A 25837-nucleotide genomic window follows, 5' to 3' on the forward strand; every position below is an offset into this window, starting at 1 on the left:
GTGGTTTTTTGGAAAATTAACTGTGTAACAAATGTAAGTAAAATGTCTTAAATGCCCCTAAAGATGACTTTTATTGTATCCTAAAGCCGATAGTAATATTCTAAATTTGCTTTAAATAATTTGTAACTTTAGATATTATGGAGACAAAAATTTATATAAATCTTGCTGTAAAAGATTTAAAAAGAGCAATTTCATTTTTTAATGAATTGGGGTTTTCTACCAATTTGAAATTTACAAATGAAAAAGGAGCTTGTATTGTTATTGGTAAAAACATAAATGTAATGCTTTTGCTTGAAGAGTTTTATAAAACGTTTACTGATAAAGAGATTTGTGATTCAAACACAACCAGCGAAGTTCTTATTTCTATTTCTGTTGAAACACGTAAAGAGGTCGACAAAATAATAGACAAAGCAGTCAAAGCAGGAGGAACAGATTATCAAAAAGCAAACGATTATGGATGGATGTATCAAAGAACTTTTTTAGATTTAGACGGACATCACTGGGAAGTTTTCTTTATGGATGAAACTCAGATTCCGGATCAAATGTAATTACAGTATAAATCAAAGTATAATTTTAAAAAATATAAACAATGATAACAGTACAAAATACAGTCAATGCATCAATAAACAAAGTTTGGGATTTTTGGACTTTACCAGAACATATTACAAAATGGAGTTTTGCCTCTCCAGATTGGCACACACCTTATGCCGAAAATGATTTGCAAAAAGGAGGAAAGTTCAAATCGACTATGGCAGCAAAAGATGGCAGTATGAGTTTTGATTTTGAAGGTGAATACACACTGGTGCAGCCAAAAGAAAATATTGAATACATAATGGCCGACGGCAGAAAAGTTGAAATTACTTTTAAGGAAACAGAAAATGGAATAGAAATAATTGAAAGTTTTGACCCAGAAACTCAAAATCCTGAAGAAATGCAGCGCGGCGGATGGCAGGCCATTTTGGATAACTTTAAAAGTTATGTAGAGAACAATTAATTTTTTTAAGGAACAAAGTTGTAGAGAAGCAAAGATTCAAAGGGAAAAACTTAGCGTCTTTGCAGTAAAAAAATAACAAAAAACATCAAAAAATGACAAAGCAAATATGGCTGAATCTGCCGGTGAAAGAGGTGGCAGTTTCAAAAGCTTTTTTTTCGAAAATAGGATTCTCTTTTAATGAAGAACATGATACGCCAAGTTCGACTTGCATGATCGTTGGTGAAGGAAAATTTGTGGTAATGCTTTTTGAAGAATCGCTTTTTGCGAGTTTCTCTCAAAACAATTTAACAGATACAAAATTAAGCTCTGAAGTTTTGATTTCGATTGATGCAGAAAGTAAAGAAGAAGTCGATGAACTAGCTCAAAAAGTGCAAGATGCCGGCGGTACTATTTTTGCTCCGCCTGCTGAAAGTCAAGGCTGGATGTATAGCTTCGGTTTTGCTGATACAGACTGTCATCGATGGAATGTTTTATTTATGGATTTTGCTAAATTATCTTAATTATGGAAACCTTAGAATTTAAAATACGAATTAAAGCTCCAGCCGAAAAGGTTTGGAGTGTTTTATGGGATGAGGAAACGTATAAAAAATGGACAAGTGTTTTTTGCGAAGGATCTCATACCATAAGCGACTGGAACGAAGGTGATAAAATACATTTTATGTCACCAAACGGAGAAGGAATGTATAGTATAATCGAAACAAAAACACCAAACGAATATATGGCTTTTAAGCATATAGGCGAAATAAAAGATTTTAAAGAACAGCCTCTCAATGAAGAAACAAAAAAATGGAGCGGAGCAATGGAAACCTACAGATTAATTCAAGATGATGAATTTACAGATTTGATTGCTCAGGTTGATACAGGCGAAAAATTTGTAGATTATTTTAAAGATGTTTTTCCTAGAGGTCTAGAAGTTGTAAAACAACTTTCAGAAGAGGAAAGATAGAAGAAAGAAAATAGAAACAAACAAAAAAGCAAAGAGAAGACATTTAATAATTAACAATTAAACAAAATATCATGACAACAGTAAATCCTTATTTAGTTTTTAATGGAAATTGCGAAGAAGCATTTCTACATTACAAATCCGTATTTGGCGGAGAATTTCCATATATCGGAAAATTTAAAGACATGCCTGCTGCTGAAGATGGCGGTTGTACTCAAGTTTCAGAAAAAGAAGCCAACCGTATCATGCACGTTTCACTGCCTATTGGGAATACCATCTTAATGGGAAGCGACAGCACCGAACAATCAGGTGATGTTAAATTTGGAGGAAATTTTTCTGTTTCGGTTAATGTTGAGAGCACAGAAGAAGCAGACCGAATTTTTAACGGACTTTCAGAAGGCGGGAACGTTTTTATGCCAATGGATAAAACATTTTGGGGTGCTTATTTCGGAATGTTTACGGATAAATTTGGTATCAACTGGATGGTAAACTTCGACCAAAGTCCAAAATAATTTTTAGCACTGTGAATTCACGAATTGTATAAGCATAGTGTTTAAAAAAATCACGAATTCGAAGCTGAAAAAAAATCAAACTTAAATTTTGTTACGTTATTTTAATAGCGGAACATAATTGTTAAATTACTCAAAAAAGCACATTATTATGTGCTTTTTTGCTGTAAAAAATAACTGTTATTCTTTTTTATCATCAAGAGATTGTCGATTTTTGTCGCTTCGTAAAATCAATTCAGATAACATGGCAATAGAGAATAAAGAAATTATTTTGTTAAAAGTTTCAGGACATGATAAACCAGGAGTTACAGCTGGTTTAACAGCAGTATTAGCGGCTTATGATGCTGTTATTCTTGATATTGGACAAGCCGATATTCATGACACGCTTTCTTTAGGAATTTTGTTTGAGATCGAAGCAGGTTCTACTTCTGGTCCAGTTTTAAAAGATTTATTGTTTAAAGCTTATGAATTAGAAGTAAAAGTAAAGTTTATTCCAATTTCTCTTGAGGATTACGAAAAGTGGGTAAAAACACAATCCAAGCAGCGTTATATCATTAATATTCTAGGAGAAAAATTAGCGGCTTCGCAATTAGCTGCTGTAGCAAAACTTTTGTCCGATCAAAATTTAAATATCGTTTCTATAATAAGATTAACAGGAAGAACTTCTGTTGTCGAAAAAGAAGAATATCCAAGATCTTGCATACAATTATCCCTAACAGGAGATATTGTAGATAAGATTGCCATGACAGCAAGTTTTATGGAAATTTCCAGAACCTTAAACGTAGATATTTCTTTCCAGGAAGATAATATTTACAGACGAAACCGTCGTTTAGTATGCTTTGATATGGATTCAACTTTAATTCAGACAGAAGTTATTGATGAACTGGCAGAGTTGAATGGAGTAGGGCCTCAAGTAAGAGCAATCACAGAATCTGCAATGAATGGCGAAATTGATTTCAACGAAAGTTTCAAACAACGTATGGCTTTGTTAGAAGGTTTGAGCGAAGAAGTTTTGCATAATGTTGCTGTAAACTTACCAATTACACAAGGAGCGCATCGTTTGATGAAAGCCCTAAAATATTACGGTTATAAAACCGCAATTCTTTCAGGAGGATTTACCTATTTTGGCGATTATCTTCAAAAAGAACTTGGAATCGATTATGTACATGCTAATCGATTAGAGATTAAAGACGGAAAACTAACAGGGAAATATTTGGGTGATATCGTAGACGGACAAAAGAAAGCTGAATTACTAAAAGCTATCGCCGAAAAAGAAGGAATTCACATCAACCAAACCATTGCTGTTGGAGATGGAGCAAACGATTTACCAATGCTTAATTTAGCTGGTTTAGGAATTGCTTTTCACGCAAAACCAAAAGTAAAAGAAAGCGCTTCAACCTCAATTTCAAGTTTAGGACTTGATGGCGTTTTATATCTTTTAGGATATCATGATCGATATATTGATATGATGTAAATAAAACAGTTTGTCATTTCGACGTAAGGAGAAATCCTCGCAAGTAACTCCACAACGTGAGTCCAATCTTTGTTGAGCTTCTCGTGAAGATTTCTCCTTACGTCGAAATGACAAATAGAATCTAAATAAAATAAACAAACCTTAGTTTTTCAATAAAAGCTAAGGTTTTTTTATGGGCATGCCCCTCTGGGTCGGGCTATCCGTTTCAATCTTTTGTGCCGAACCCTGGCACAAAAGGATTTCCACTGCTATCCCTCATGCAAGTTTGTGGAATTATGTATTTTTAAAGGGAAGAGTAATTTTTAATAAATATCTTCATAAGAGAAAGACTCGTTAGTGAGATAAAAAGAAACTGTTCTAAAAAAATTATATTACTTTGAAACTCTGCATAATTTTTTCCATTTGGTTTTGAAATTTTTTAAAATCATCTTTTTTACCAGTATAAGTTAAGATGTATGCTTTATTGTTTTTAACAAAATCATATTGCAAAAACTTTAATTCAAAGCCATTCATTTTTGCTTCATAAATAAATAGATGGAATTCATTTTGACCAGTTTTATTTCGTTTGCTTTCAATTAGTTTTCCATAAGTATTAATTTGCTCTTCAGATATTTCTACAAACTTATTTAAGTCAATATCTAAAGTTTCTAAATTTTGAATAGTTAAGTTTATATTTTCTGTAAAGTTGTCTTCCTGATTTTCTTTGGGACTAAACAAGTAAAACTCTGTTCCATTTCTTCCACTTTCATCCAATCTCAAATCAGGACTATAAAAAATCTTATAGCCATTTCTGTTTATTTCTTTCAAATTGTTGTTTGGCTTCGATTGAGAACTGACAAATTGAAAAAGGAAAAGTGATAACAATAAAAATTTAAATTTCATGAATCAGATTTTTTGATTTAAGGTTATTTTAGTTTAAGTAATGACAAATTCTACATTTCTTTCAACTGCTCCAAATAGTCCCTCTGATTCGAAAGTCTCGGAATCTTATGTTGTCCGCCTAATTTATCTCTTTCTTTGAGCCAGTCATAAAACAAGTTTTCGCGAGCTACATTAATCACCAAAGGATTTAGTGTCATATTGTTGTAGCGCTTCGCTTCATAATCAGAGTTTAAAGATTGTAAAGTTTCATCCAGCACTTTTTGGAAAAGACCAACATCGGCAGGTTTTTTCTTGAACTCTATCATCCATTCGTGTGCGCCTTTTTCCTTGTCCTGCATAAAAATAGGAGCAACCGTATAATCGATAACTTCAGTATGTGTAATTTGGCAGGCTTTTGCAATTGCCTGATCTGTGTTTTCGACCATTAATTCTTCGCCAAAAACATTAATATGATGTTTCGTTCTGCCCGTAACTCTTATTCTATAAGGATTTAAAGAAGTAAAGCGAACCGTATCTCCAATTAAATAACGCCATAAACCAGAATTGGTTGTAATAACAATAGCGTAGTTTTTATTCAATTCGACATCAGCTAAACGAACCACTTTTTGATTTGAAGTTCCAAAAGTCTCCATTGGAATAAACTCGTAGAAAATGCCGTAATCCAGCATTAATAACAAATCGCTGGAATTGTTTAAATCCTGAATCGCAAAAAAGCCTTCAGAAGCATTGTAAATTTCGTAATATTTAAAATCTTTACTAGGCAAAATTTTCTTGTATTGTTCTCTGTAAGGAGAAAAACTTACACCTCCGTGAAAATAAACTTCAAGATTTGGCCAAAGTTCTAATAAACTTTGCTTGCCCGTATTTTCTAAAACTTTGTTCATTAAAACCAGCATCCACGACGGAACTCCAGCAAAACTCGTTACATTTTCGTTTTTTGTTTCATTTATAATTGCCGCGATTTTAGTTTCCCATTCGCTCATTAACGAGGTTTTGCTGCTTGGCGTACTGCTGAATTCTGCCCAAATGGGCATATTCTCGATTAAAATTGCCGATAAATCGCCAAAGAAAGTATTGTTGTTTTCATAAATTTGAGAACTTCCGCCTAAGCGAAGACTCTTTCCAAGAAACAATTCAGAATCCTCATTATTATTCAAATACAAACAAAGTAAGTCTTTGCTCCCTTTATAATGACAATCTTCTAAAGCTTCATTACTAACAGGAATAAATTTGCTTTTTGCATTAGTAGTACCGCTTGATTTTGCAAACCATTTAATTGGCGACTCCCAAAAAACACCTTGTTCACCCTGACGCGTGCGTTCAATTAAAGGCTGCAGTTCTTCGTAACTTGAAATAGGAACCCTTTCAGCAAAAGTTTGATAAGAATTTATAGAAGCAAAGTCATACTGTCTTCCTACAACTGTATTTTCTGATGCAGTCAATAAATTGTGCAAGAGTTCTTCTTGAACTTCATTTGGATATTTTAGAAAAAGTTCTATTTGATGTATCCTTTGTTTCAGGACCCAAGAAGCGAAAGAATTTATAATGGATAAGGGCATGAGTGAATTTTAGATTTTAGATGTTAGTCTTTACAGATTGACGTAAAAAACACGAAACTTAAAATTTGAATATCGACAGACAAATATTAACTTTGCCGTTGTATCAAAAATAGTGTTTTTTTGCAAAAAACAATTCTATTTAAGGCAAAGATTCTACTTCAAAAGCCGAACTTCTCAGAACTGAATCTAAAATTTTTAAATCAGCAATCTAAAACCTAAAATTAAATGCAATATCAAGGCGTACTTACAAAAATGCAGACTGAACTAGGAAACCCAATTCAATATTATTTGGTTTTCGAGGACAGTTTTATCAACGTTAATCAGTTATTGAATAAAGAGATTGAGATTAATTTTGCAGGTTACGAATGTTTGAATTGCCATAAAAAGAAAAAAATCTACAGACAAGGTTTTTGTTACGAGTGTTTTTATTCCAGTCCAGCTGTGGGCGACTGGATCATGAGACCAGAATTGAGTACTGCTCATTTAGGGGTTGCTGATCGAGATTTAGAATACGAACAAAAAGTACAATTGCAGCCGCATATTGTTTATCTGGCATTGTCGAGCGAGATAAAAGTAGGAGTAACGCGTAAAACGCAAGTTCCGACACGATGGATCGATCAAGGTGCGACACAGGCAATTACAATTGTTGAAGTTCCAAATCGTTATTTGGCCGGTATTACTGAGGTTGCGTTAAAAGATCATTATGCTGATAAAACAAATTGGAGAAAGATGCTGCAGAGTACCGCAGAATCTTGTGATTTGATTCTTGAAAAAGCAAAAGTAGAAAACCTAATCCCTGCTGAGGTTAAAGATTACTTCTACAGTGAGAAAAACGATGTATACGAGCTAAATTATCCTGTTTTAAATTATCCATCAAAAGTAGCAAGTTTGAATCTGGATAAAACACCTTCATTTCAAGGAAAATTAATTGGAATTAAAGGGCAATACTTAATTTTCGAAAATGGAACGGTCTTTAATATTCGCGGTTCTGAAGGTTATGTTGTCAATATAAACGTCTAGAAAATTCGTTCATCTGTCGATTTTAATTGTGTAACTATCTAGTATTTTGTTGTTTATGAAATTAATATTGTAATTTTATAGTTCTTTCCAAAGACATAAAGATGCAAATATTGATACATTTGATTACAATTTTGTAATAAATGCTTATTGAAAGAATTTATTTTTAGAAAAATAAAGAACCTAGATTTGGAAACAAGTCATTAGAGGTTTTGTTCTAAAATTAAGAGCGATTTAATAATTCATAAATTATTCGATACAGATGAGTGTTCTAACAAAAGTAAATCAATACAGGCGCAGTATAATGCGTAGTCTGACTAAGAATATTGGAAAACCAAAGGAAGATCCCGGTTTTGTTTTAGTAGACAAAATGGAGATAAAAAGGGTTTTAGTCTGCAGACCAAATGCCAGATTAGGAAACCTTTTACTGATCACTCCTCTCGTTCAGGAAGTCAGTGAAATGTTTCCAAATTGTAAAGTCGATTTGTTTGTTAAGGGAACTTTAGCGCCGGTAATTTTTGAGAATTACGACTGTATCGATAAAGTTATTGATTTACCCAAAAAGCCATTCAAAAGTTTATTGAAATATCTAAATGTTTGGATTTCGATAAAAAGACGAAAATATGATATTGCGATCAACGTCGATCAAAATTCTTCTTCAGGACGTTTAGCGGTCCAGTTCTCAAATGCTAAATACAAATTCTTTGGAGATTTATTTGAAGAATCTAAACTTGTAAAAAGTGACTACAATCATATTGCAAAATATCCAGTTTATAATTTCAGATATTATCTAACGAAACTAGGATTTGCAAAAAGCAATAAAATCATAGCTCCAATAGATCTTAAATTATCTTCTTCTGAAATTGCTGAAGGCAAAGAAATTCTAAATGATTTAGTTTCTAATGCCAAAAGAACAATTTGCATTTTTACTTATGCAACTGGCGCAAAATGTTTATCTGTAGAGTGGTGGGAATCTTTTTATTCGCAGCTTACCGCAGAATATAAAAACTATAATATTGTTGAAATTTTACCCGTAGAAAATGTCTCGCAAATTGATTTTAAAGCGCCGACATTTTATAGTAAAGATATTCGCGAAATAGGTTCGGTTATTGCAAATGCAGATTTGTTTATTGGCGCTGACAGCGGAATTATGCATTTGGCAAGCGCAGTTCAAACACCTACAATTGGTTTGTTTTCTGTTTCAAACATACAAAAATATGAGCCTTATGATAATTGCAGCGTAGGGATAGACATCAATTTGTATTCTAAAAAGGATTATATAAAAACCATTAATTCAATTCTAAACAATGGTAAATTAAATATCTTTTCGAAAGCTATTTAAAAAACCATATATAAAAAGAAAGGCATTCGTTATAGAATGCCTTTCTTTTTGCGTTAATTTTTCTTCTTAAATAATCCATTCAATAAGTCACTTGCTTTTTTAGTGACTTCTTGAGTTTTTTGTTCTTTTTCGGTTTTTGCAGCCTGCGTAGTATCTTTTGCTTTAGTGTTTTTATTGATTAAATCAGTCAAAGCAGCGGTGCCTTTTTGTGTCAGTTTTTCTTTTTGCTGATTTGCGACTTGTGTTGCTAAACTAGAAACAGCCGTTTTCATATCTGTAGTAATTTTTGGATTAGAAAAATTACCCGTAATTATAGCATTTATTGGTATGTTTTGCAATTTTGCAGCATCTGCAGGCGACATTTTTGCAATAAAAGCGTTTGCTTCATTTCCTAAATATTTAGCAGGAACATCAAGTTTTAAATTGTAGTTCATCGTTTGATCAAAACCGTGAGTTCCGCCAACCGTAATTTTTATGTCTTGATATTTAATGTCAAACGGTTTTACGTTTACTTTTCCGTTATCAAAAGTCAAAGCCGCTTTAATATCATTCAAATTGACTTTATTCATATCAATAAATTTGATGTTTGAACCTAAAGCATTTAATAAAGTTGAATTTTTAGAGTTTATTGTAGTCGAAAGCAGCTGCCCTAATAAATCTCCCGAAATTGATTTTAGATCTGGAGTAAGTTCATTTGCATCAAGATTACCGTTTAGTTTTACAGTCGAATTTAGCTTACCATTTATGATTCCAGCAATTGGAGCAATTTTTTTCATCATATCCAATTGCGTAAAAGTCTGGGCAATATCAACTTGGTTAAAACCTAAATTCATATCAAATGTTGGAACTTTGGTTTTAGTCGAAACAGCACCGGTTAAACCAATTGTTCCGCCAAAAATTGATGTTTTAAAGTTTTCCAATAAAGCTTTTTCGTCTTTAATGATTAATTTTCCAGAAACATCTTTAAGCTTCAAATTGTCGTATAAAACAGTTGTTGCTTTTGCATTTAAAGTACAGTTTAAAAAAGCTGGAATTTTCATTGCTTCAGCTGGTTTTGCGGCAGTTTTTGTTTCTGCTTTTGCAGGTTCGCCGGCAGTCATAAAATCATCAACAGCCAGTTGATTTGAACTCATATTGAAGTTTCCTCTTAATTCCTGTTTCTTGAACATAAAACCATAGAAATTTTCCAGAACACCATTTATTGCAAGATCACTTTTTCCAGTAGTTGCATTAAATTGTTTCAAGTTAATTGTACTTGGATTGAACTCAACTAAAGCCGTGCTGATGTTCATCGATTTATTGTTTTCATCAGTATATTTAAATCCTGATAAACTCATTGTTCCAGCATTTTTAATATTTTGATATTGGCTTTTTTCTACAGAAGCCATATCAAATTGTGTAGTAACATCAGCTTTTAAAATACCTGCCAAAGGTTTGTCCATTTTAATAGGATATGCTTTTGAAAGATTCGCCAAGTTTATTGTTCCCTTTAAAGCCGCATTAACAAAAGGGTTTACAGTAATGTTTCTGATATTTGCTTTAGCGTTAAAAACATCTTGATCGATTCTAAACGAAAGTTTGTCTAGATTAACATAAGTATCATTTAAAATCCCTGTTTCATTTATAATTTTAGTGTCGATTACAATATTTTGAACAGATTTTGGCAAGTTTGGATATTGAAACGAAGCATTATTTGATGCAATGGCAATATTAAATTTTGGTACAGTAGTATCTGTTAATTGCCCTTTTGCAAAACCTGCAACCGTAAAGTCTCCAGTTGTTTTTACGCCATCTAGGCTTGATGAATATGCTGAAGGAATTAATCCTAAGAAATTAGTAAACGATGAGGTTGGTGTTTTAAATTTTAAATCATAAATCTGTCCCGCTTCAACCATTTGTATAAAGCCGTCAAACTCTAATGGTAATTGATTAATTAAAGCTTTGTTTTCTTTAAAAGTGTATTTGCTTTGATCTAAATCAATTCCTAAAACTGCATCTAAAGTCAATTTTACATTTTTCATGTAATTAATTTTATCCATATCTAAAGATACTTTAGCAGTTGATTTCGTTGTTAAATCTAATTTTGAATTGGTAAAATCGCCGGTTCCTTCGTGGTTCAAACTGTCAATAACCATTTTTATTTTTGATCCTTGATCAATATATCTAAACGTGAAATTTTCGATTTTGTAATTTTGAATTTTTAAAGAAAGTGGTTTGCTTGCATTATCCGTAGCCGTTTCTTTTTTGTCTTTCAAAGCAATATCAAAGTTGCCTACGCCGTCTTTATTAAAGATAATATTTACCAAACCATTTTCAGAAGTAATTCCTTGAATGCTCAGCGGTTCGTCTTTTCCTTTAAAAAGTTCTTTAATGCTCATCTTTAAATTCAATTCGCCCAAAGACACAAGTGTATCCCCTTCAAAAGGGGCTTTATTTATAATAACCAGCTTTTCAATTCCTACCGCTGCATTTGGGAAGTTTTTAAACAAACTTAAATCAGCATCAGCAAAACTTACTTTAGCGTCTACACTTTCGTTTATAGCGGCGGCAATTTTTGCTTTGATTTGGTCTTTAAAGAAATAAGGAATGGCGAATAATGCGGCAACAAAAACCACAATTACAATGGCGCTTATTTTTAGAATTTTCTTTAACATATTTATAGATTTGAGATTTAATTTGAAATTATGACTCTTGCAAAAATAGTTTTTTTTGAATGAGACAGGAGATAAAGTTTTCTTAAAAATTGTAAGAAATGGATGTAATATTTAAATAAAAAAAATCCGCCTGATAAGTTTCAAACGGATTTAAATTTATGATATTGCATTTATTTTTTAATAAAGGAGACTATTTTTTCAATCAATACCTCTGAAATTGGCAGGGTTTCATTATTATAACTTTCCATATTTTCCTGCTTATCGCCGTCAATAATTTTCATAATATGATTCATTTTATCAATGATTGCCAATTGCGAGTTTTTGTTGGCTTGAGCCAAACTTTCGGCATCTTTAACACTTACTTGCATATCGTTGTTTCCTTGTAAAATTAAAATGGGAACGGTAATTTTTTTAATCTCAGTTTGAGGATCATATTTAAACCATGAAATTAAGTAAGGCTGAATGCTTGGTCTAAAAAGCGAATTTAGAAGCGGATCAACTTTATTTACTTTATTGCCGCTTTTTAAACTGTCAATAATAGGAAACGTCATATCCTCTAATTGCTTGTTTGATTTAGAAGCTATTTGCGATTTTATAAGTTTATCTGCAGATTCTCCTGCGCCTGCAATAGAAACAAATTTATTCGCTTTTGCTCCCGCAATCATTCCAATTAAAGAACCTTCGCTGTGACCAATAACAGTAAGTTGTGTAAAACGTTTGTCAAGTTTCAAAAAGTTAATCCAGCTTTTTACATCTTCTGTATAATTTTCAAAAACCAAGCTCGATTCTGTTATTGCAGAAGCTTTACTCTCTCCAATTCCTCTTTTGTCGAATCGTAATGATGCAATTCCATTTTTTGCCAAAGCCTCTGCCAGCATTTTTAAGGAATTATTTTTCATCATCGGATTGTTCCCATTTCGGTCAGTTGGCCCTGAACCTGCAATTATCAAAGCAACCTGACATTTTTTGACTTCATCAGGAACAGTTAGAGTTCCGTACAGCTGATCAATATTGATTTTTAAAGTTACATTCGTTTCTTTAAAAGTATGCTGCGTTGTACTTTGTGCATTTGCAATTGTCAGGAATAAAACGGAAAAGAAGAGAAATATAGTTTTCATTTTTTTAGATAGCATTACTTAATGTTTATTCCAAACGGCATCATTGCCTGCACGCCTTTTTGTCTCTGAAATCTTTTAACTTGCTCGATAAGCAGATAGTTTTCTTCTCCGATTTCTTCTTTTATAAAAGCTTCTTTAGATTTTGCAAAAGGAAGGTTAGCCATTAAATCACTAAAAGTTTTTTCGTACTCAGGATAATTTTGTGTGCTGTAATCTTTAACCTTAGCAATTTTAGCAGCTTCAGCAATAGCGTCATTAAGACCTCCAATTTTGTCCACTAATCCAATTTTTACCGCTTCAGATCCAGACCAAACTCTTCCTTGAGCAATAGAATCAACTTGTGCGAAAGTCATTTTTCGACCTTCGGCAACATGCGTAACAAAATTTTTGTAGATCTGTTCAACTCCTTCAAGTGTAAAAGCTTTAAATTTTTCATCAAGCGGCACAAACGGACTATAATTTGCTGAATTTTCGTGTGTTTTAACTTGTTCTGTGTTAATTCCTAATTTATTAGCCAACGGCGTGAAATTTGGCAATACTCCAAAAACACCTATAGAACCGGTAATAGTATTACTTTCGGCAAAAATCTTATTTGCATTACAAGCAATATAATAACCTCCAGAAGCTGCATAATTTCCCATTGAAACCACAACTGGTTTTACCTTTTTAGTGATTTCAATTTCTCTCCAAATTAAATCTGAAGTTAAAGCGCTTCCGCCTGGGCTGTCAATTCTAAGAACGATAGCTTTTACATCTTCATTTTTTCGAGCTTCTTGCAGTGAACGACGCATTGAACCCTCGCCAATTACAGTTACATCACCTTCGCCGCCAATAATTTCGCCTTGAGCATAGATAATCGCAATTTGATTATCAGCTGTATTTGTTAATGCAGTAGTGATATTGTTTTGCGTGTAATCTAGGATAGAAATTTTATTATAATCATCATCTCCAGTTACTTTCAAAGCTTTTTTGATGGCATTATGATAAACATCTTCATAAGCAACAATGTCAACTAAACGTTCTGCTTTTGCCATTGCAGGAGTTCTAGCCAATAGACCATTTGCTATTTCATTTAATTTCGCAACAGGAATATTTCTGCTTTTTGAAATGTCGCTGCAAACCGTTGTCCAAATAGAGTTTAAAAGCGCAGTAACTTGTTCTCTATTTGCATCGCTCATTTTATTTTCTAAAAACGGCTCAACCGCACTTTTATACTTTCCATGGCGGATAACTTCCATATGAATTCCTGATTTTTCCTGAAAATCTTTGAAGAACATAACTTCAGACGAAAGTCCTTTAAAATCAAGATCTCCGGCAGGATTCAAATAAACAGTATTGGCAACAGAATTTAAATAGTATTCTTTTTGAGAATAAGTATTAGCATAAGCCCAAACAAATTTTCCTGATTTTTTGAAGCTTTCAAGAGCGTTTCGCAAATCTTTATATTGAGCCAGCCCTAAAGACGATTCATCATTTAAAATCGAAATTCCTTTGATATTGCTGTCCGTTTTTGCCGCTTCAATAGCATTAATAACATCAGTTAAACCAATCCCCTTTTTATCTGAAAAAACTGTTACCCACGGATCTTTATACTTACCCGCATAATCGTTATTGATTTGTTTTAGATTTAATTCTATAACTGAATCATTTTTTACAGAAACCTTGTCTTCTCCCCCAAAAATGGCTCCAATTAGAATTACCCCAAAAAAGAAGATCATGATAAATACAAAAATACCAATAACAGTAGCGATTACATTTCCTAAAAATTTCATATGTATATTTTTTTAATAAGTATCAAAAAGATGGATTTGTTACAAATATAATCTAAAATCGATTTAACTTTTGTATCCGCATCAGCGAAATATTTGTAGTTTTTACATTTTTAAGTGTCTAAATAAAGATAGCATAATTTGTAAGATAAGTATGGTTTGAAGTTGGAATATTTTATATTTGATAAAAATAAATACTGCAATATGAAAGATAAAATTGCCTTGTTGAGCCTTTTTTTTCTCATTGGTTTTTATGCCGAAGCGCAAAAAGTACAAACTAAAAAAGTGGTGGTTGATAAAGTGACAAAACTGCCATTGGAAAAAGTAAATGTTTATAATTTAAAAGATAACTCTATAACTAATGAAGAAGGTTATTTTTCTTTTATTACAGATTATAATGAATTGAATTTTAGCTTGATTGGTTATGAAAATCTAAAACTTAGTTTTGAGGAAGTAAATAAACGAGATACAATTTTTTTACAAAGCAAAACAATTGAGCTTGAAGAAGTGGTAGTAGGCGGTGAAATGGCTATAATGAAAAAGGTATATGCTAAAATGAAGGAAAATTATATACTTGAACCTTATAATGAAAATTTCTTTCTGCGATGTGTTTTAAAAAGAAATGATGAATTAATGAGGCTGCAGGATATTTATGGAAAAGTATCAAGAAAAAGTATTTTTAAGACGAAAACCCAGCCGGATAACAAATGTGAAGTTGAGATTTTGAATATGAGAAAAGTTGGAATTAAGGATAAAGAAGATTTTATTTATTTTGAATTTCAAAGTTTTGAAAAATTATTTGACATCAATGCGATGATATCTATAAAATTGGAAGATTTCGAACTTACGCAGGAAAAAAATGCAGCGAATAATTTTTTTAAAATTAGTTTTAGTAAAAAAATAGATAATTCTGTTGGGCAAAAAACAAGCGGCTATTTTATAATTAATAAGGAAGATTATGCAATTGTCGAAACACACTTTGATCTTTATGATGATGGAGAAAAAGTGCCGTTTCAAAAAAAGGGTAATGTAGAATATCGAACAACGATTTTTAAAACAACATCAAATTATAGAAAGAGCAGCAGTACTAATAAATATTATTTAAATAATGCAAAATCAGATGTTAGAGTTGAACTGCTTGGTAACGAAAAGGTTCCAAAAGCTTTTTATGATTATTCGACCAATTTTTTTGTAACTAATAGTTTTATTGCCGAAAAAGCAAAATCAAATTTGTCTATGGATAAAGATATTTTTAAAGTAAAATATCCATATTCAGAACAATTTTGGAAAAGTCAAAACCAATTACCTCTAACGAGCGATTTAAATGCATTTTTAAAACGAGTTTCAGAAAATAAAGACAATAAGAAAGAGTTTGAAGTGGTTGGAAACTTCTAATTCTTGAAACAAATAATGTAGTTAATTCTAAAATAGTTTTAGTTAATTTGCATTTATTATGAAGTCACAGCATCAAGTCGTTTTATCTATAGGCAGCAATCAAGGAAACAGATTAGAAAACATCGAAAGTTGTATCAATTTGATACATCAAGAAGTGGGAACAGTAATCAAGGTTTCAAAATTGTATGAAACACCTGCCTGGGGTTTTGAGAGTGATGCTTTTTATAATTGCGCTTTACTTTTGCATACGGCTTCATCTGCACAAAAAATACTAAATCAAGTTTTAAAAGTCGAAAAACAATTAGGTAGAATTCGCTCTAATAAAGAAGGGTATCAATCTAGAATTATTGACGTTGATTTAATTATTTATGATGATGAAATTATAGAATCTGAAAAACTTCAGGTTCCGCACCCATTAATGCAGAACAGAAATTTTGTTTTATTACCAATTTCAGATTTAAAATTGGATTGGAAGCACCCGGTTTTTCAGAAATCAATTTCGGAGTTAATTGTAGTTTCACCAGATGACAGCGTTTGTACAGTCGTTCAGGATCTAAAAAATCCCTTGCAGGAAATTGCATTTGAACACTTTAATTATATTGCTTTCGAAGGTAATATTGGTGCAGGTAAAACTACTTTGGTACATAAAATTGCTGACGATTTTAATGCAAAAACAGTTTTAGAACGTTTTGCTGATAATCCATTTTTGCCCAAGTTTTATAAAGACCAAAATAGATATGCGTTCCCGCTCGAAATGTCTTTTCTAGCGGATCGCTACCAGCAATTATCAGATGATTTGGCACAGTTTGATTTGTTTAAAGACTTTATCGTAGCCGATTATCATATTTTTAAATCGCTGATTTTTGCTAAAATTACATTGGCGGAAGATGAATATCGCTTGTACCGAAACTTGTTTGATATTATTTACAAAGAAATGCCTAAGCCGGATTTGTATGTTTATTTATATCAAAATACAGAACGACTTCTTCAAAATATAAAGAAAAGAGGCAGAAGTTACGAACAAAATATAGAAGCCGAATATTTAGATAAAATCAATAATGGTTATTTAGAATATATTAAATCTCAATTTGATTTAAATGTTTTGATAATAGATGTTTCTAATCGTGATTTTGTAAAAAAGCAAGAAGATTATTTGTTTGTTTTAGATGAAATTAGAAAGAAATTGAATTAAGATAATTAGAAAATGTGCCAATTAGATAATTTTCTAATTGGCACATTTTCTAATTGACATATTCTCTCTAATTAGAAATTATCTTTTCAGTGAAAAATGACCTCTTAAAATGGGTTGTGTATTATCAATCATTAAAGCGTACCAATAGTCGGAAGCAGGCAAAAGAGTTTTGTCGAATGTTCCGTCCCAGCTCATTTTAGATGCATTTAGCTGAGCAATCAACTTTCCGTATCGATCAAAAATAGTAACCTGCGCCTGAGGATAATTTTCCATTCCGGTAACCTCCCAAGTGTCATTATAAGAATCATTGTTTGGGGTGAAAAATGCTGGAAAAATAAGAACAACAAAATTTTGCATATCCAATCCGCAGCTATTTTTATCTCGAGCATATGCTGTTTGCAATCCACCAGGAACATCATAAAAAGTATTTGAATCCTGAAAGTTTATTCCATCAACAGAATATTCAAAATAAGCAGTTTCTTTTTTAAGATAAATCACAACTTTTGTTCCGCTGACACCAATTCGATCTATTTGCGGAATTTCATGTTCTTCAACCGTAATTGTCTTTCGACTTGTACAATTTTCAGGAGCGGGACTGGTTACATCAACAGTGTAAATGCCGCCTTGAGTAATGTCGGTAGTCTGCGTTGTCGCTCCATTAGACCATAAATAACTCATTCCTGCAATTCCAGCATCTAATGTTATAGTTTGAAATTGGCATAAAGGCAAAGTTTCATCTGTAACAACAGGAGGAGTGTAGATAGTAATGGCAACTGGAATACGATTCGTGTTAATGCAGCCATTATTTGAAGCTTCTGCGTAATAAGTTGTATTTGTAGAAATAGCAGGAGTTTGAAAACTATTGCCTGTAAAAATACTTGTACCGCCAGTTGAGTCAGCATACCAATTAATAAGTCCAATATTTGAACTGGCTTGTAAAGTTACGCTTCCAGATCCGCATCTTGAAACATTTGAAGAAACAGCAGTTGGAATATTCGGAGTTTGATTAACCGTTGCAACTACTGATTTTCTATTTATTTCACAGCCCGCATCAGCATAATAAGTTGTAGTTACTGTTATTGGTGATGGAGTTGTATAACTGTTTCCTGTTCCTAATAAAGTTCCACCTGTAGGTGAATCGTACCAGCTAATAGTGACGCCGCCAGTTGCAGTAGCGTTAAGAGTAAAGTTTCCTGCGTCACAAACTGGACTTGGAGTAAGTAAACTAGTGATTTCTGGAATTGTGATTTTTGTACTTGAAGCAATTTGTAAAGGAACTTCTCCCGGCATTCCACCATATTCAACAACGTAACCTTTTGGCTGATAAGCATCACCTGTAGTTAATGATCCCGTATTTGATAAATCGTTCCAAGAACCTTTTATTCCTATGCCGGGCTGCGTAATATGAGCGTAATCTTCATTTCCTTGATTGTTTGGTTCTCCGGTGTTCCAAAAAGCAAAATTTGGTGTTGAGCCATTTGCGCTTCCGTTCCAGAAAACAGTGCCTGCTTCAGGGCCCGTGACCCATTTCCAAACACCTTCGGTTTCTGCATCGCTTCCTCCAATCCATCCCGTTCCAGAGGCTTGTTCACCAATTAATTTAGCTTCATCAGCAGATAAAATAGTAGCAAGATAACCTTGTAATCCATAATAAGTGCTTGCTTCGGCTGCGGTTTTAGCGCTCGACCACGTGATGCCAATACTTGGTACAAATAAATAAAAATGTTGTGTTGACGGAAGGTAATTGGCTTGGCCTATCGTTATAGAAAATGTTCTAGTGCCAGAAGCTGTGGCTGAGGAATTAGAATATACAACATCTTCAATTGCATTAACAAAATCAGAGTACAAGATATTCGCTCCAGTTGAACTGTATAATCGTAATTTTCCAGCGGTGGGATCCCAGCTTGTTGTAATTGCAGGATGTAAAGCTGGGTTTGAAAGTTCTAGTTTGTCAAGACCGCTTGAATAACCAGATGAAATTTGAATATAAACTGCCTGAGTTGATGGTTCAGCAGGATCGTGAGTTATGCTAATAGTCTCTACGATTTTTATTGCGCTTTGCGGACAGTAAAATTGATTTCCAGTTGCAGTTATAACAGGAGGTGTGATAGCAAAATCTAACGTGGTATTTCTTTTTTTATTCGTTTTAATACTGTCGTGTAAGTATGTGTCTGTATACTTGTTTTCAGTTTTAAAATTCTCATTTGCATGAGTTTTTACCACATTTAAAAGAAGTAGTAAAAGCGATATTTTAAAGAAATTAACATTTTTCATTTTATAAAAGTATCAATTTTATAAGAATAAAAAAATATATTTAAAAATCTAACATTTACAGCTGCTTTTCGATTTAAAATCACAGTTTTTTGTAAAAGAATAATTTCTTAATCGTTATTTGGCCAGTTTAGTTTTTGAAACAAATCCCAGACTACAATTCCTGCGCTAACCGCTATATTTAAAGAATGTTTCGTTCCTAATTGAGGAATTTCGATACAGCCGTCGCAAATAGCTACAGCTTCTTGTGCAACACCGTATACTTCATTTCCAAAAACCAAAGCATATTTTTGATTTTTTTCCACTTTAAAATCTTGAAGAAAAATGGAACTTTCCACTTGTTCAATGGCTAGTGTCATTACATTTTCTTTTTTAAGATTCTCGATAACTTCTAATACATTTTCGTGGTGTTCCCAAGCAACTGTTTCAGTAGCGCCAAGAGCTGTTTTGTGAATTTCTTTATTTGGAGGTGTTGCAGTGATACCGCATAGCATTATTTTTTCGATCAAAAAAGCATCCGAAGTTCTAAAAACAGATCCAATATTGTGCAAACTGCGAATATCATCCAAAACTAATATTAAAGGTGTCTTGTCTGACTTTTTAAAATCTTCAATTGATTTGCGTTCTAGTTCGCTGTTTTCTAGTTTTCTCATTGGTATAAATTCAGGTCATAAAAAAAGCTTCCAAAGATAAGGAAGCTTTTTCGATTATTTTATTGTTTTTCAGATTAGCTTTTTACTGGATCTGGTAAAACTGTACCTTTAATAGTAAGTACTTTTGTTGGTTGTCCTTCAGCGTTAGAAGTAACAGTTACTGTTTTTGTAAAAGCACCAACTCTGTCAGTAGCGTATTTTACACCAATAATACCTTTAGCACCAGGAGCAATCGGCTCTTTTGGAGTTGTTGGTACAGTACATCCACAAGATCCTGTTGTGTTTGTAATGATTAACGGTTTTGTTCCGTTGTTAACAAAAACAAACTCACGTTTTCCATCAGCATTGTGAGCGATAGTTCCGTAATCAATAGTTTCAGTTTCAAAAGCCATTCCAGCTCCTTCAATTTTAGCTACTTTGGCAGCTTTAGCAGCAGCTTTTTTAGTGCTTTGAGCGTTAGAAGCTGTGATACCAACAACTGCTAACATAGCGAATAAAATTATTTTTTTCATCTTTTTAGATTCTTAGTTTAAATGATTGAACAAATCTATATAAAATTCTTAAAAGTGAGCTTAAAAATAGCTTAAAATATTTTAATTTTTGAAGCCTTCAATATGCCGTTAAAAAATTATAAATTCGCTGTCTTAATTTTCATTTAAAATATATCAATTTTGGCAGCTAAAGAAAAAGTAGTGAAGGAAACACCTTTAATGAAACAGTACAACGAAATCAAGAGAAAATATCCTGATGCATGTCTGCTTTTCAGAGTAGGAGATTTTTATGAAACATTTGGAGAAGACGCCATTAGGGCTTCAAAAATTCTTGGCATTACTTTAACAAAAAGAGGTGCAGGTTCAGATACAGAAACAGCGCTGGCAGGTTTTCCTCATCATTCTGTTAACACCTATTTGCCAAAATTGGTTAAAGCCGGACTTCGTGTTGCCATCTGCGATCAGCTGGAAGATCCTAAAATGACTAAAACTATCGTAAAACGGGGTGTTACTGAACTTGTAACGCCCGGAGTTTCTTTAAACGATGAGGTTTTGCATTCTAAAACAAATAATTTTCTAGCATCAGTTTATTTTGCGAATAAAAATATCGGAATCTCTTTTTTGGATGTTTCAACAGGAGAGTTTTTAACAGCTCAAGGAAATGCTGAATATATTGATAAGTTATTGCAGAATTTTAATCCGAGTGAAGTTTTAGTTCCTAAAAATAATAAAAGCGATTTCAGAGATGCATTTGGAGATGATTTTCATAGTTTTTATTTAGAAGATTGGATTTATAAAGAAGATTATGCACTCGAAACGCTTACCAAGCATTTTCAAACCAACTCTTTAAAAGGTTTTGGAGTAGAAGAATTAAAAGAAGGGATTATTGCTTCTGGAGCGATTTTGTATTACTTATCCGAAACACAGCATAATCGTGTGCAGCACATAACAGCTATACAGCGAATTGCAGAAGATGCATATGTCTGGATGGATCGTTTTACAATTCGTAATTTAGAATTGTATCATAGTTATAATCCAAATGCTGTTACACTTTTAGATGTTATCGACAGGACGCTTTCTCCAATGGGAGGGAGATTGTTGAAGCGTTGGCTGGCTTTGCCGCTTAAGGACAGCAAAAAAATAAAAGGACGTCATGATGTGGTTTCGTATTTGAAATCAAATCCAGAAGTCTTACATAATATTCAATATCAAATTAAACAGATTTCAGATTTAGAGCGTTTGATTTCTAAAATAGCAGCAGGAAAAGTTTCTCCTCGCGAAATTGTTTATTTAAAAGAATCTTTAGATGCTATTATCCCTATTAAAAGCTTAGCGCTGGAAAGTAAGCAGGAGGCGGTAAAAATTATAGGAGACAGTCTGCATGCTTGCGATTTGCTGCGTGAGAAAATCAAAATAACATTAAATCAAGATGCGCCAGTTGCGATTGCAAAAGGAAATGCAATTGCCAAAGGTATAAGTGAAGAATTAGATGATTTACGTGCTATCTCAACTTCAGGAAAAGAATATTTAGAAGGAATTGAAAGGAGAGAGTCAGAAAGAACAGGGATTTCTTCTTTAAAAATTTCATTCAATAATGTTTTTGGTTATTATATCGAAGTTAGAAATACGCATAAAGATAAAGTTCCAGAAGAATGGATTCGTAAGCAGACACTTGTAAACGCGGAACGTTATATTACTGAGGAATTAAAAGAATATGAAACAAAAATTTTAGGAGCAGAAGAGAAGATTCATAAAATTGAAACAGAACTTTTTGAGCAATTAATTGCTTGGATTGCAACTTATATTAAGCCTGTTCAAATGAATGCAAATTTGGTGGCGCAACTAGATTGTTTGTGTTCGTTTACTCAGTTAGCTGTAGAAAATCAATATGTGTGTCCAGAAATTGATGAAACTTTTGAGCTTGATATAAAAAACGGAAGACACCCAGTAATCGAGAAACAATTGCCGGTTGGAACGCCTTATATTGCAAATGATGTTTTCTTAGATAGAGAAACGCAGCAGATTATTATGATTACCGGTCCTAATATGTCTGGTAAATCGGCTATTTTAAGACAAACGGCTTTAATTGTTTTACTTGCTCAAATGGGAAGTTTTGTTCCTGCAGACAGCGTAAGAATGGGAATTGTAGATAAAATTTTTACTAGAGTTGGAGCTTCTGATAATATTTCGATGGGAGAATCTACTTTTATGGTAGAAATGAATGAAACAGCTTCGATCTTGAATAATTTATCTGATAGAAGTTTAGTGCTTTTAGATGAAATTGGAAGAGGAACCAGTACTTATGATGGAATTTCAATTGCGTGGGCGATTGCTGAATTTTTGCACGAGCATCCTGGCAGAGCAAAGACTTTGTTTGCAACGCATTATCATGAATTGAATGAAATGACAGAATCGCTGTCTAGAATTCAGAATTATAATGTTGCTGTAAAAGAGCTAAAAGATACCGTTCTTTTTGTTCGTAAGCTCGTAAAAGGAGGAAGTGCACATAGTTTTGGAATTCACGTAGCAAAAATGGCTGGAATGCCTCAAATTGTAATTTTGAAAGCGCAGAAGCTTTTAAAGAAGTTAGAAAAAAATCATTCTAGCGAAGCTTTAAATGGAGTGAAAGAGGTTAATGATGAAATGCAGATGAGTTTCTTTAATTTAGATGATCCTTTGTTAGAAGAGATAAAAGAGGAGATTCTGGGGCTTGATATCAATGCGATTACACCTGTTGAAGCACTGATGAAGCTTAACGAGATAAAAAGAATGTTGGTTAAAAAATAATTTCATATTTAAAGTTTAGGTTATCAGAAAGTTATAAAATAAGTTGATTTTTTTTTGAAAAAACGCTTGTGTAATTGAATAAATGTCCTAAATTTGCACTCGCAATACAAGACAAGTCAAGTGTTGCAGTTCTTAATTAGAATTTGAAATGCGAAAATAGCTCAGTTGGTAGAGCGCGACCTTGCCAAGGTCGAGGTCGCGGGTTCGAGCCCCGTTTTTCGCTCAAAACCATACAATGCTCGGATGGTGAAATTGGTAGACACGCTGGACTTAAAATCCAGTGAACAGCAATGTTCGTGCGGGTTCAAGTCCCGCTCTGAGTACTAAAGCCTCTTCTTTTGAAGAGGCTTTTTTTGTGGTGTAAACTCAATGATAAAATCAATTTGCAGAGTAGATTGGTTTTGAAGATTCTAAGGAAATCTAAAAGCAATAATTTAAAATCTAAAATCAACAATCAAAATATGGGGGCTTTTGTAATTAGCAAGCGGTTTAATGATGAATATAAGTTTGTGTTTACATCTAGGAAGGGAAAGGTTATTTTTACGAGTTTGAGTTATGAGTTGAGGTTTGAGTGTGAAGAGGATATTGAGAAGTTTAAAAAGACAATTGAGCTTTCGAGGTTTTTAAAATTTAAAGGCTCGGGAGGGAAGTATTTTTTTAAATTGATGCTGGGTGATATTCACTTTGCGACAAGTCGAAAATATACTACGGAATTGCTTCTTCAAAAAGGAATTAAGGAAATTGTGACTTATGCTTCGAGATCGGAGATTTTGGATTTCTCATCTGGTGAATCTATTTTTGGGGATGAGGAGGTTTCGGTTGAGGAAGAGGTAGAAGAATAAAAAAAAGCGTTCACGGAAGTGAGCGCTTTTTTTTATTTGTAAAAACCAAAGGTTGAATTTTGGTCAAAAAAAAACCATCGAATCGATGGTTTTAAAATTTTTAGAATTTAGGTTCTAATTATTTTTTTACTTCTTTAGCAGCTTCTTCTACTTTAGTAGCAGCAGAATCAACTTTAGCAGCAGCAGAATCAACAGTTGCAGCAGCAGAATCAACTACAGTAGCAGCAGAATCAACAGCAACAGCAGTAGAATCTACAGCTTCAGTAGCTGCAGCGTCAGCTTTTTTACAAGATACAACAGTTAAAACAGCAACAACAGCTAAACTTAAAAATACTTTTTTCATCTTACTTTATTATAAAAGGTTAATTATTAATTCGTGGCAAAGATATAAATTTTTTAATATGTAAAATATTTTTTTATTTTTTTTTTAAAATATTTTCATTGCTCACGTTTATCTTAGTTAACAAATAATGTGCCAGAATGATAAAATTATCTTAAATTGTTTATTTTTCTGTACAAATTATTATTTGCTGAATATTCTTTATGGAAATAGGTGGTTTTGATCCTCTTGATTAAAGTTTATTTTGTTTTCTTGGTGAATTTATAAGATGGTAAAAAAAAACAAAATGGGTAAATTAGTGTATAATGTGAAAATAAGAGCCATAATAATGAGTAAAGAAAAGATTGTTTATGAAACGATTCTCATTATAGTATCTGTTGCGCCTTTGTTTTCTTGAATAAACGACTTGCATATTTTACTTTTTTCTTTAAAAAAGGCAGCATCATTTAATAAGCGGTCAAAAACAGTTTTTAATTCGTTAAAAGTAGATACAGATACGCATCCTTCAAGTTCTACTAAAGAAACAGCTTCTGCAAAATTTGCAAAATTTGGTCCAATTACAATTGGAATTCCAAATGTGGCCGGTTCTAAAATATTATGAATTCCTGGATTTCCAAAACCGCCGCCCACGTATGCAATTGCAGCATAACTATAAATCTTGGTTAGAAGTCCAATAGTGTCTATTATAAAGACATTGTAATTTGATAGGTCTTTCTCTTCTTTTTCAGAATACAAAATAGTAGATTTTGTAAGGAGCGATTTCAATGCAGCAATTTGATCGGTCTTAATATTATGTGGGGCAATAATGAATTTTATATTATCAGGTGCTTGATTGATATATTCCGCTATTAAAGCTTCGTCTTTCGGCCAAGAACTGCCTATAACTATGATTGGCTGATTGTTTTTGAAATTTTCGATATAATCAAGCGTGTTATCTCTTTCTAAAATTGCTACCACTCTGTCAAAACGAGTGTCGCCGGAGATAATTACATTTTTAAAGCCAATTGTTTCGATTTTTTGTTTTGAACTTTCGTTTTGAACAAAAAAGTAGGTAAAAGCTTTTAAAGCATTTCTATAAAAACCTCCATACCATTTAAAGAACATTTGAGAGTCTCTGAAAATTCCTGAAATGAGATAAGTTGGTGTTTTGCTTTTCTCCAGTTCTTTTAAATAGTTCAGCCAGAATTCATATTTAATGAAAAAGACGAATTCAGGATGAACGAGTTTTAGAAAACGTTTTGCATTGCTTTTTGAGTCTAATGGTAAATAGACAGTAACATCGGCAACAGTGTTGTTTTTACGTACTTCATATCCTGAAGGCGAAAAAAAGGTTACAATAATTTTGTGAGAAGGATATTTTTCTTTGATTTTTTCAATTACAGGCAGACCTTGTTCGTATTCGCCAAGTGATGCAGAATGAAACCAAATAGTTTTGTCTGAAGGTTTTATTTTTTCTTCTAAAATTGAGAAAACGTTTTTTCGTCCCTCAACGAAAAGCTTAATTTTCGGACTAAAAAGGGCGACAATTTTCAGAAAAAAGCCCGCAATAGAAATAACTAAATTATATAGAAAAAGCATCTGTTTATTTTTGTGGCTAAAATACAT

At 32.7% G+C, this 25837-nt stretch carries 22 protein-coding genes and 2 tRNA genes; 14 read left to right on the forward strand and 10 right to left on the reverse strand.

Translation table 11 applies throughout. The features are described 5' to 3' along the window. The first annotated feature begins 137 nt into the window (after positions 1-137). The 6 genes from ACHRVL_RS20510 to serB all read left to right on the forward strand — a co-directional run bounded on the left by ACHRVL_RS20510 (position 138) and on the right by serB (position 3920). Positions 138-548 carry a VOC family protein gene (locus ACHRVL_RS20510; protein ID WP_395415186.1) on the forward strand — a complete coding sequence of 137 codons (411 nt, stop codon included), beginning with the start codon at positions 138-140 and terminating at the stop codon, positions 546-548. Between the two features lie 41 nt (positions 549-589). Further along, complete coding sequence (locus tag ACHRVL_RS20515) at positions 590-994, forward strand: SRPBCC family protein (protein ID WP_395415188.1); 405 nt, start codon at positions 590-592, stop codon at positions 992-994. 92 nt (positions 995-1086) lie between these two features. Next, the gene (locus ACHRVL_RS20520; RefSeq protein WP_395415189.1) at positions 1087-1494 is read left to right on the forward strand and encodes a VOC family protein; all 408 of its coding nucleotides are present in this window, start codon (positions 1087-1089) and stop codon (positions 1492-1494) included. A 2-nt stretch (positions 1495-1496) separates the two neighbouring features. Further along, positions 1497-1940, forward strand: a complete 444-nt coding sequence (locus tag ACHRVL_RS20525) for an SRPBCC domain-containing protein (protein ID WP_395415191.1) — start codon at positions 1497-1499, stop codon at positions 1938-1940. Positions 1941-2011: 71 nt separating this feature from the next. Continuing rightward, entirely contained in the window at positions 2012-2449 is a 438-nt protein-coding gene (locus ACHRVL_RS20530; protein ID WP_395415193.1) for a VOC family protein, read from the forward strand. 241 nt (positions 2450-2690) lie between these two features. Then, positions 2691-3920, forward strand: a complete 1230-nt coding sequence (gene serB / locus ACHRVL_RS20535) for a phosphoserine phosphatase SerB (RefSeq protein WP_395415195.1) — start codon at positions 2691-2693, stop codon at positions 3918-3920. A gap of 366 nt (positions 3921-4286) precedes the next feature. Here the strand turns inward: serB and ACHRVL_RS20540 are convergent, their stop codons facing one another. Continuing rightward, complete coding sequence (locus tag ACHRVL_RS20540) at positions 4287-4802, reverse strand: hypothetical protein (RefSeq protein WP_395415197.1); 516 nt, start codon at positions 4800-4802, stop codon at positions 4287-4289. A 50-nt stretch (positions 4803-4852) separates the two neighbouring features. Then, positions 4853-6361, reverse strand: coding sequence for a GH3 auxin-responsive promoter family protein (locus tag ACHRVL_RS20545; RefSeq protein WP_395415198.1), 1509 nt, complete (start codon positions 6359-6361; stop codon positions 4853-4855). A 225-nt stretch (positions 6362-6586) separates the two neighbouring features. On the opposite strand from ACHRVL_RS20545, the gene ACHRVL_RS20550 reads away from it, so the two are divergent. Beyond that, positions 6587-7381, forward strand: coding sequence for a DUF2797 domain-containing protein (locus ACHRVL_RS20550; protein ID WP_129055154.1), 795 nt, complete (start codon positions 6587-6589; stop codon positions 7379-7381). Between the two features lie 259 nt (positions 7382-7640). Continuing rightward, positions 7641-8720 carry a glycosyltransferase family 9 protein gene (locus tag ACHRVL_RS20555; protein WP_395415200.1) on the forward strand — a complete coding sequence of 360 codons (1080 nt, stop codon included), beginning with the start codon at positions 7641-7643 and terminating at the stop codon, positions 8718-8720. A gap of 53 nt (positions 8721-8773) precedes the next feature. Here ACHRVL_RS20555 and ACHRVL_RS20560 read toward each other — a convergent pair whose 3' ends face one another. The 3 genes from ACHRVL_RS20560 to sppA all read right to left on the reverse strand — a co-directional run bounded on the left by ACHRVL_RS20560 (position 8774) and on the right by sppA (position 14264). After that, entirely contained in the window at positions 8774-11374 is a 2601-nt protein-coding gene (locus ACHRVL_RS20560; protein ID WP_395415202.1) for an AsmA-like C-terminal region-containing protein, read from the reverse strand. Positions 11375-11544: 170 nt separating this feature from the next. Beyond that, the gene (locus ACHRVL_RS20565; protein ID WP_395415203.1) at positions 11545-12492 is read right to left on the reverse strand and encodes an alpha/beta hydrolase; all 948 of its coding nucleotides are present in this window, start codon (positions 12490-12492) and stop codon (positions 11545-11547) included. Positions 12493-12506: 14 nt separating this feature from the next. Next, the gene (gene sppA, locus ACHRVL_RS20570) at positions 12507-14264 is read right to left on the reverse strand and encodes a signal peptide peptidase SppA (RefSeq protein ID WP_395415205.1); all 1758 of its coding nucleotides are present in this window, start codon (positions 14262-14264) and stop codon (positions 12507-12509) included. 201 nt (positions 14265-14465) lie between these two features. On the opposite strand from sppA, the gene ACHRVL_RS20575 reads away from it, so the two are divergent. Further along, a complete protein-coding gene (locus ACHRVL_RS20575; protein WP_395415206.1) occupies positions 14466-15656 on the forward strand; it encodes a carboxypeptidase-like regulatory domain-containing protein in 1191 nt (396 codons plus the stop codon). Positions 15657-15714: 58 nt separating this feature from the next. Then, positions 15715-16848 (forward strand): 2-amino-4-hydroxy-6-hydroxymethyldihydropteridine diphosphokinase, encoded by a 1134-nt coding sequence (gene folK, locus ACHRVL_RS20580; RefSeq protein WP_395415208.1) that lies wholly within the window; start codon positions 15715-15717, stop codon positions 16846-16848. A 78-nt stretch (positions 16849-16926) separates the two neighbouring features. Here the strand turns inward: folK and ACHRVL_RS20585 are convergent, their stop codons facing one another. From ACHRVL_RS20585 to ACHRVL_RS20595, 3 genes are all read right to left on the reverse strand, one after another. Next, the gene (locus tag ACHRVL_RS20585) at positions 16927-19122 is read right to left on the reverse strand and encodes a T9SS type B sorting domain-containing protein (RefSeq protein WP_395415210.1); all 2196 of its coding nucleotides are present in this window, start codon (positions 19120-19122) and stop codon (positions 16927-16929) included. 107 nt (positions 19123-19229) lie between these two features. Continuing rightward, positions 19230-19772 carry an RNA methyltransferase gene (locus ACHRVL_RS20590; protein ID WP_395415212.1) on the reverse strand — a complete coding sequence of 181 codons (543 nt, stop codon included), beginning with the start codon at positions 19770-19772 and terminating at the stop codon, positions 19230-19232. Positions 19773-19846: 74 nt separating this feature from the next. Beyond that, positions 19847-20284 (reverse strand): DUF1573 domain-containing protein, encoded by a 438-nt coding sequence (locus tag ACHRVL_RS20595; RefSeq protein WP_089054493.1) that lies wholly within the window; start codon positions 20282-20284, stop codon positions 19847-19849. A gap of 159 nt (positions 20285-20443) precedes the next feature. Here ACHRVL_RS20595 and mutS point away from each other — a divergent pair, with 159 nt between their 5' ends. The 4 genes from mutS to ACHRVL_RS20615 all read left to right on the forward strand — a co-directional run bounded on the left by mutS (position 20444) and on the right by ACHRVL_RS20615 (position 23892). Then, positions 20444-23050, forward strand: coding sequence for a DNA mismatch repair protein MutS (gene mutS / locus ACHRVL_RS20600; RefSeq protein WP_395415214.1), 2607 nt, complete (start codon positions 20444-20446; stop codon positions 23048-23050). A 150-nt stretch (positions 23051-23200) separates the two neighbouring features. Beyond that, positions 23201-23273: transfer RNA gene (locus ACHRVL_RS20605), tRNA-Gly, on the forward strand. Between the two features lie 14 nt (positions 23274-23287). Further along, positions 23288-23373 (forward strand) — tRNA-Leu (locus ACHRVL_RS20610). Between the two features lie 138 nt (positions 23374-23511). Next, positions 23512-23892 carry a DUF1508 domain-containing protein gene (locus ACHRVL_RS20615; RefSeq protein WP_395415216.1) on the forward strand — a complete coding sequence of 127 codons (381 nt, stop codon included), beginning with the start codon at positions 23512-23514 and terminating at the stop codon, positions 23890-23892. 118 nt (positions 23893-24010) lie between these two features. Here the strand turns inward: ACHRVL_RS20615 and ACHRVL_RS20620 are convergent, their stop codons facing one another. Then, positions 24011-24235, reverse strand: coding sequence for a hypothetical protein (locus tag ACHRVL_RS20620; protein WP_089054494.1), 225 nt, complete (start codon positions 24233-24235; stop codon positions 24011-24013). A gap of 345 nt (positions 24236-24580) precedes the next feature. Further along, complete coding sequence (locus ACHRVL_RS20625; RefSeq protein ID WP_395415217.1) at positions 24581-25810, reverse strand: 3-deoxy-D-manno-octulosonic acid transferase; 1230 nt, start codon at positions 25808-25810, stop codon at positions 24581-24583. Positions 25811-25837 lie beyond the last annotated feature (27 nt).

It is taken from the genome of Flavobacterium sp. FlaQc-28, assembly GCF_044007415.1.
In the GTDB taxonomy this organism is placed as follows: domain Bacteria; phylum Bacteroidota; class Bacteroidia; order Flavobacteriales; family Flavobacteriaceae; genus Flavobacterium.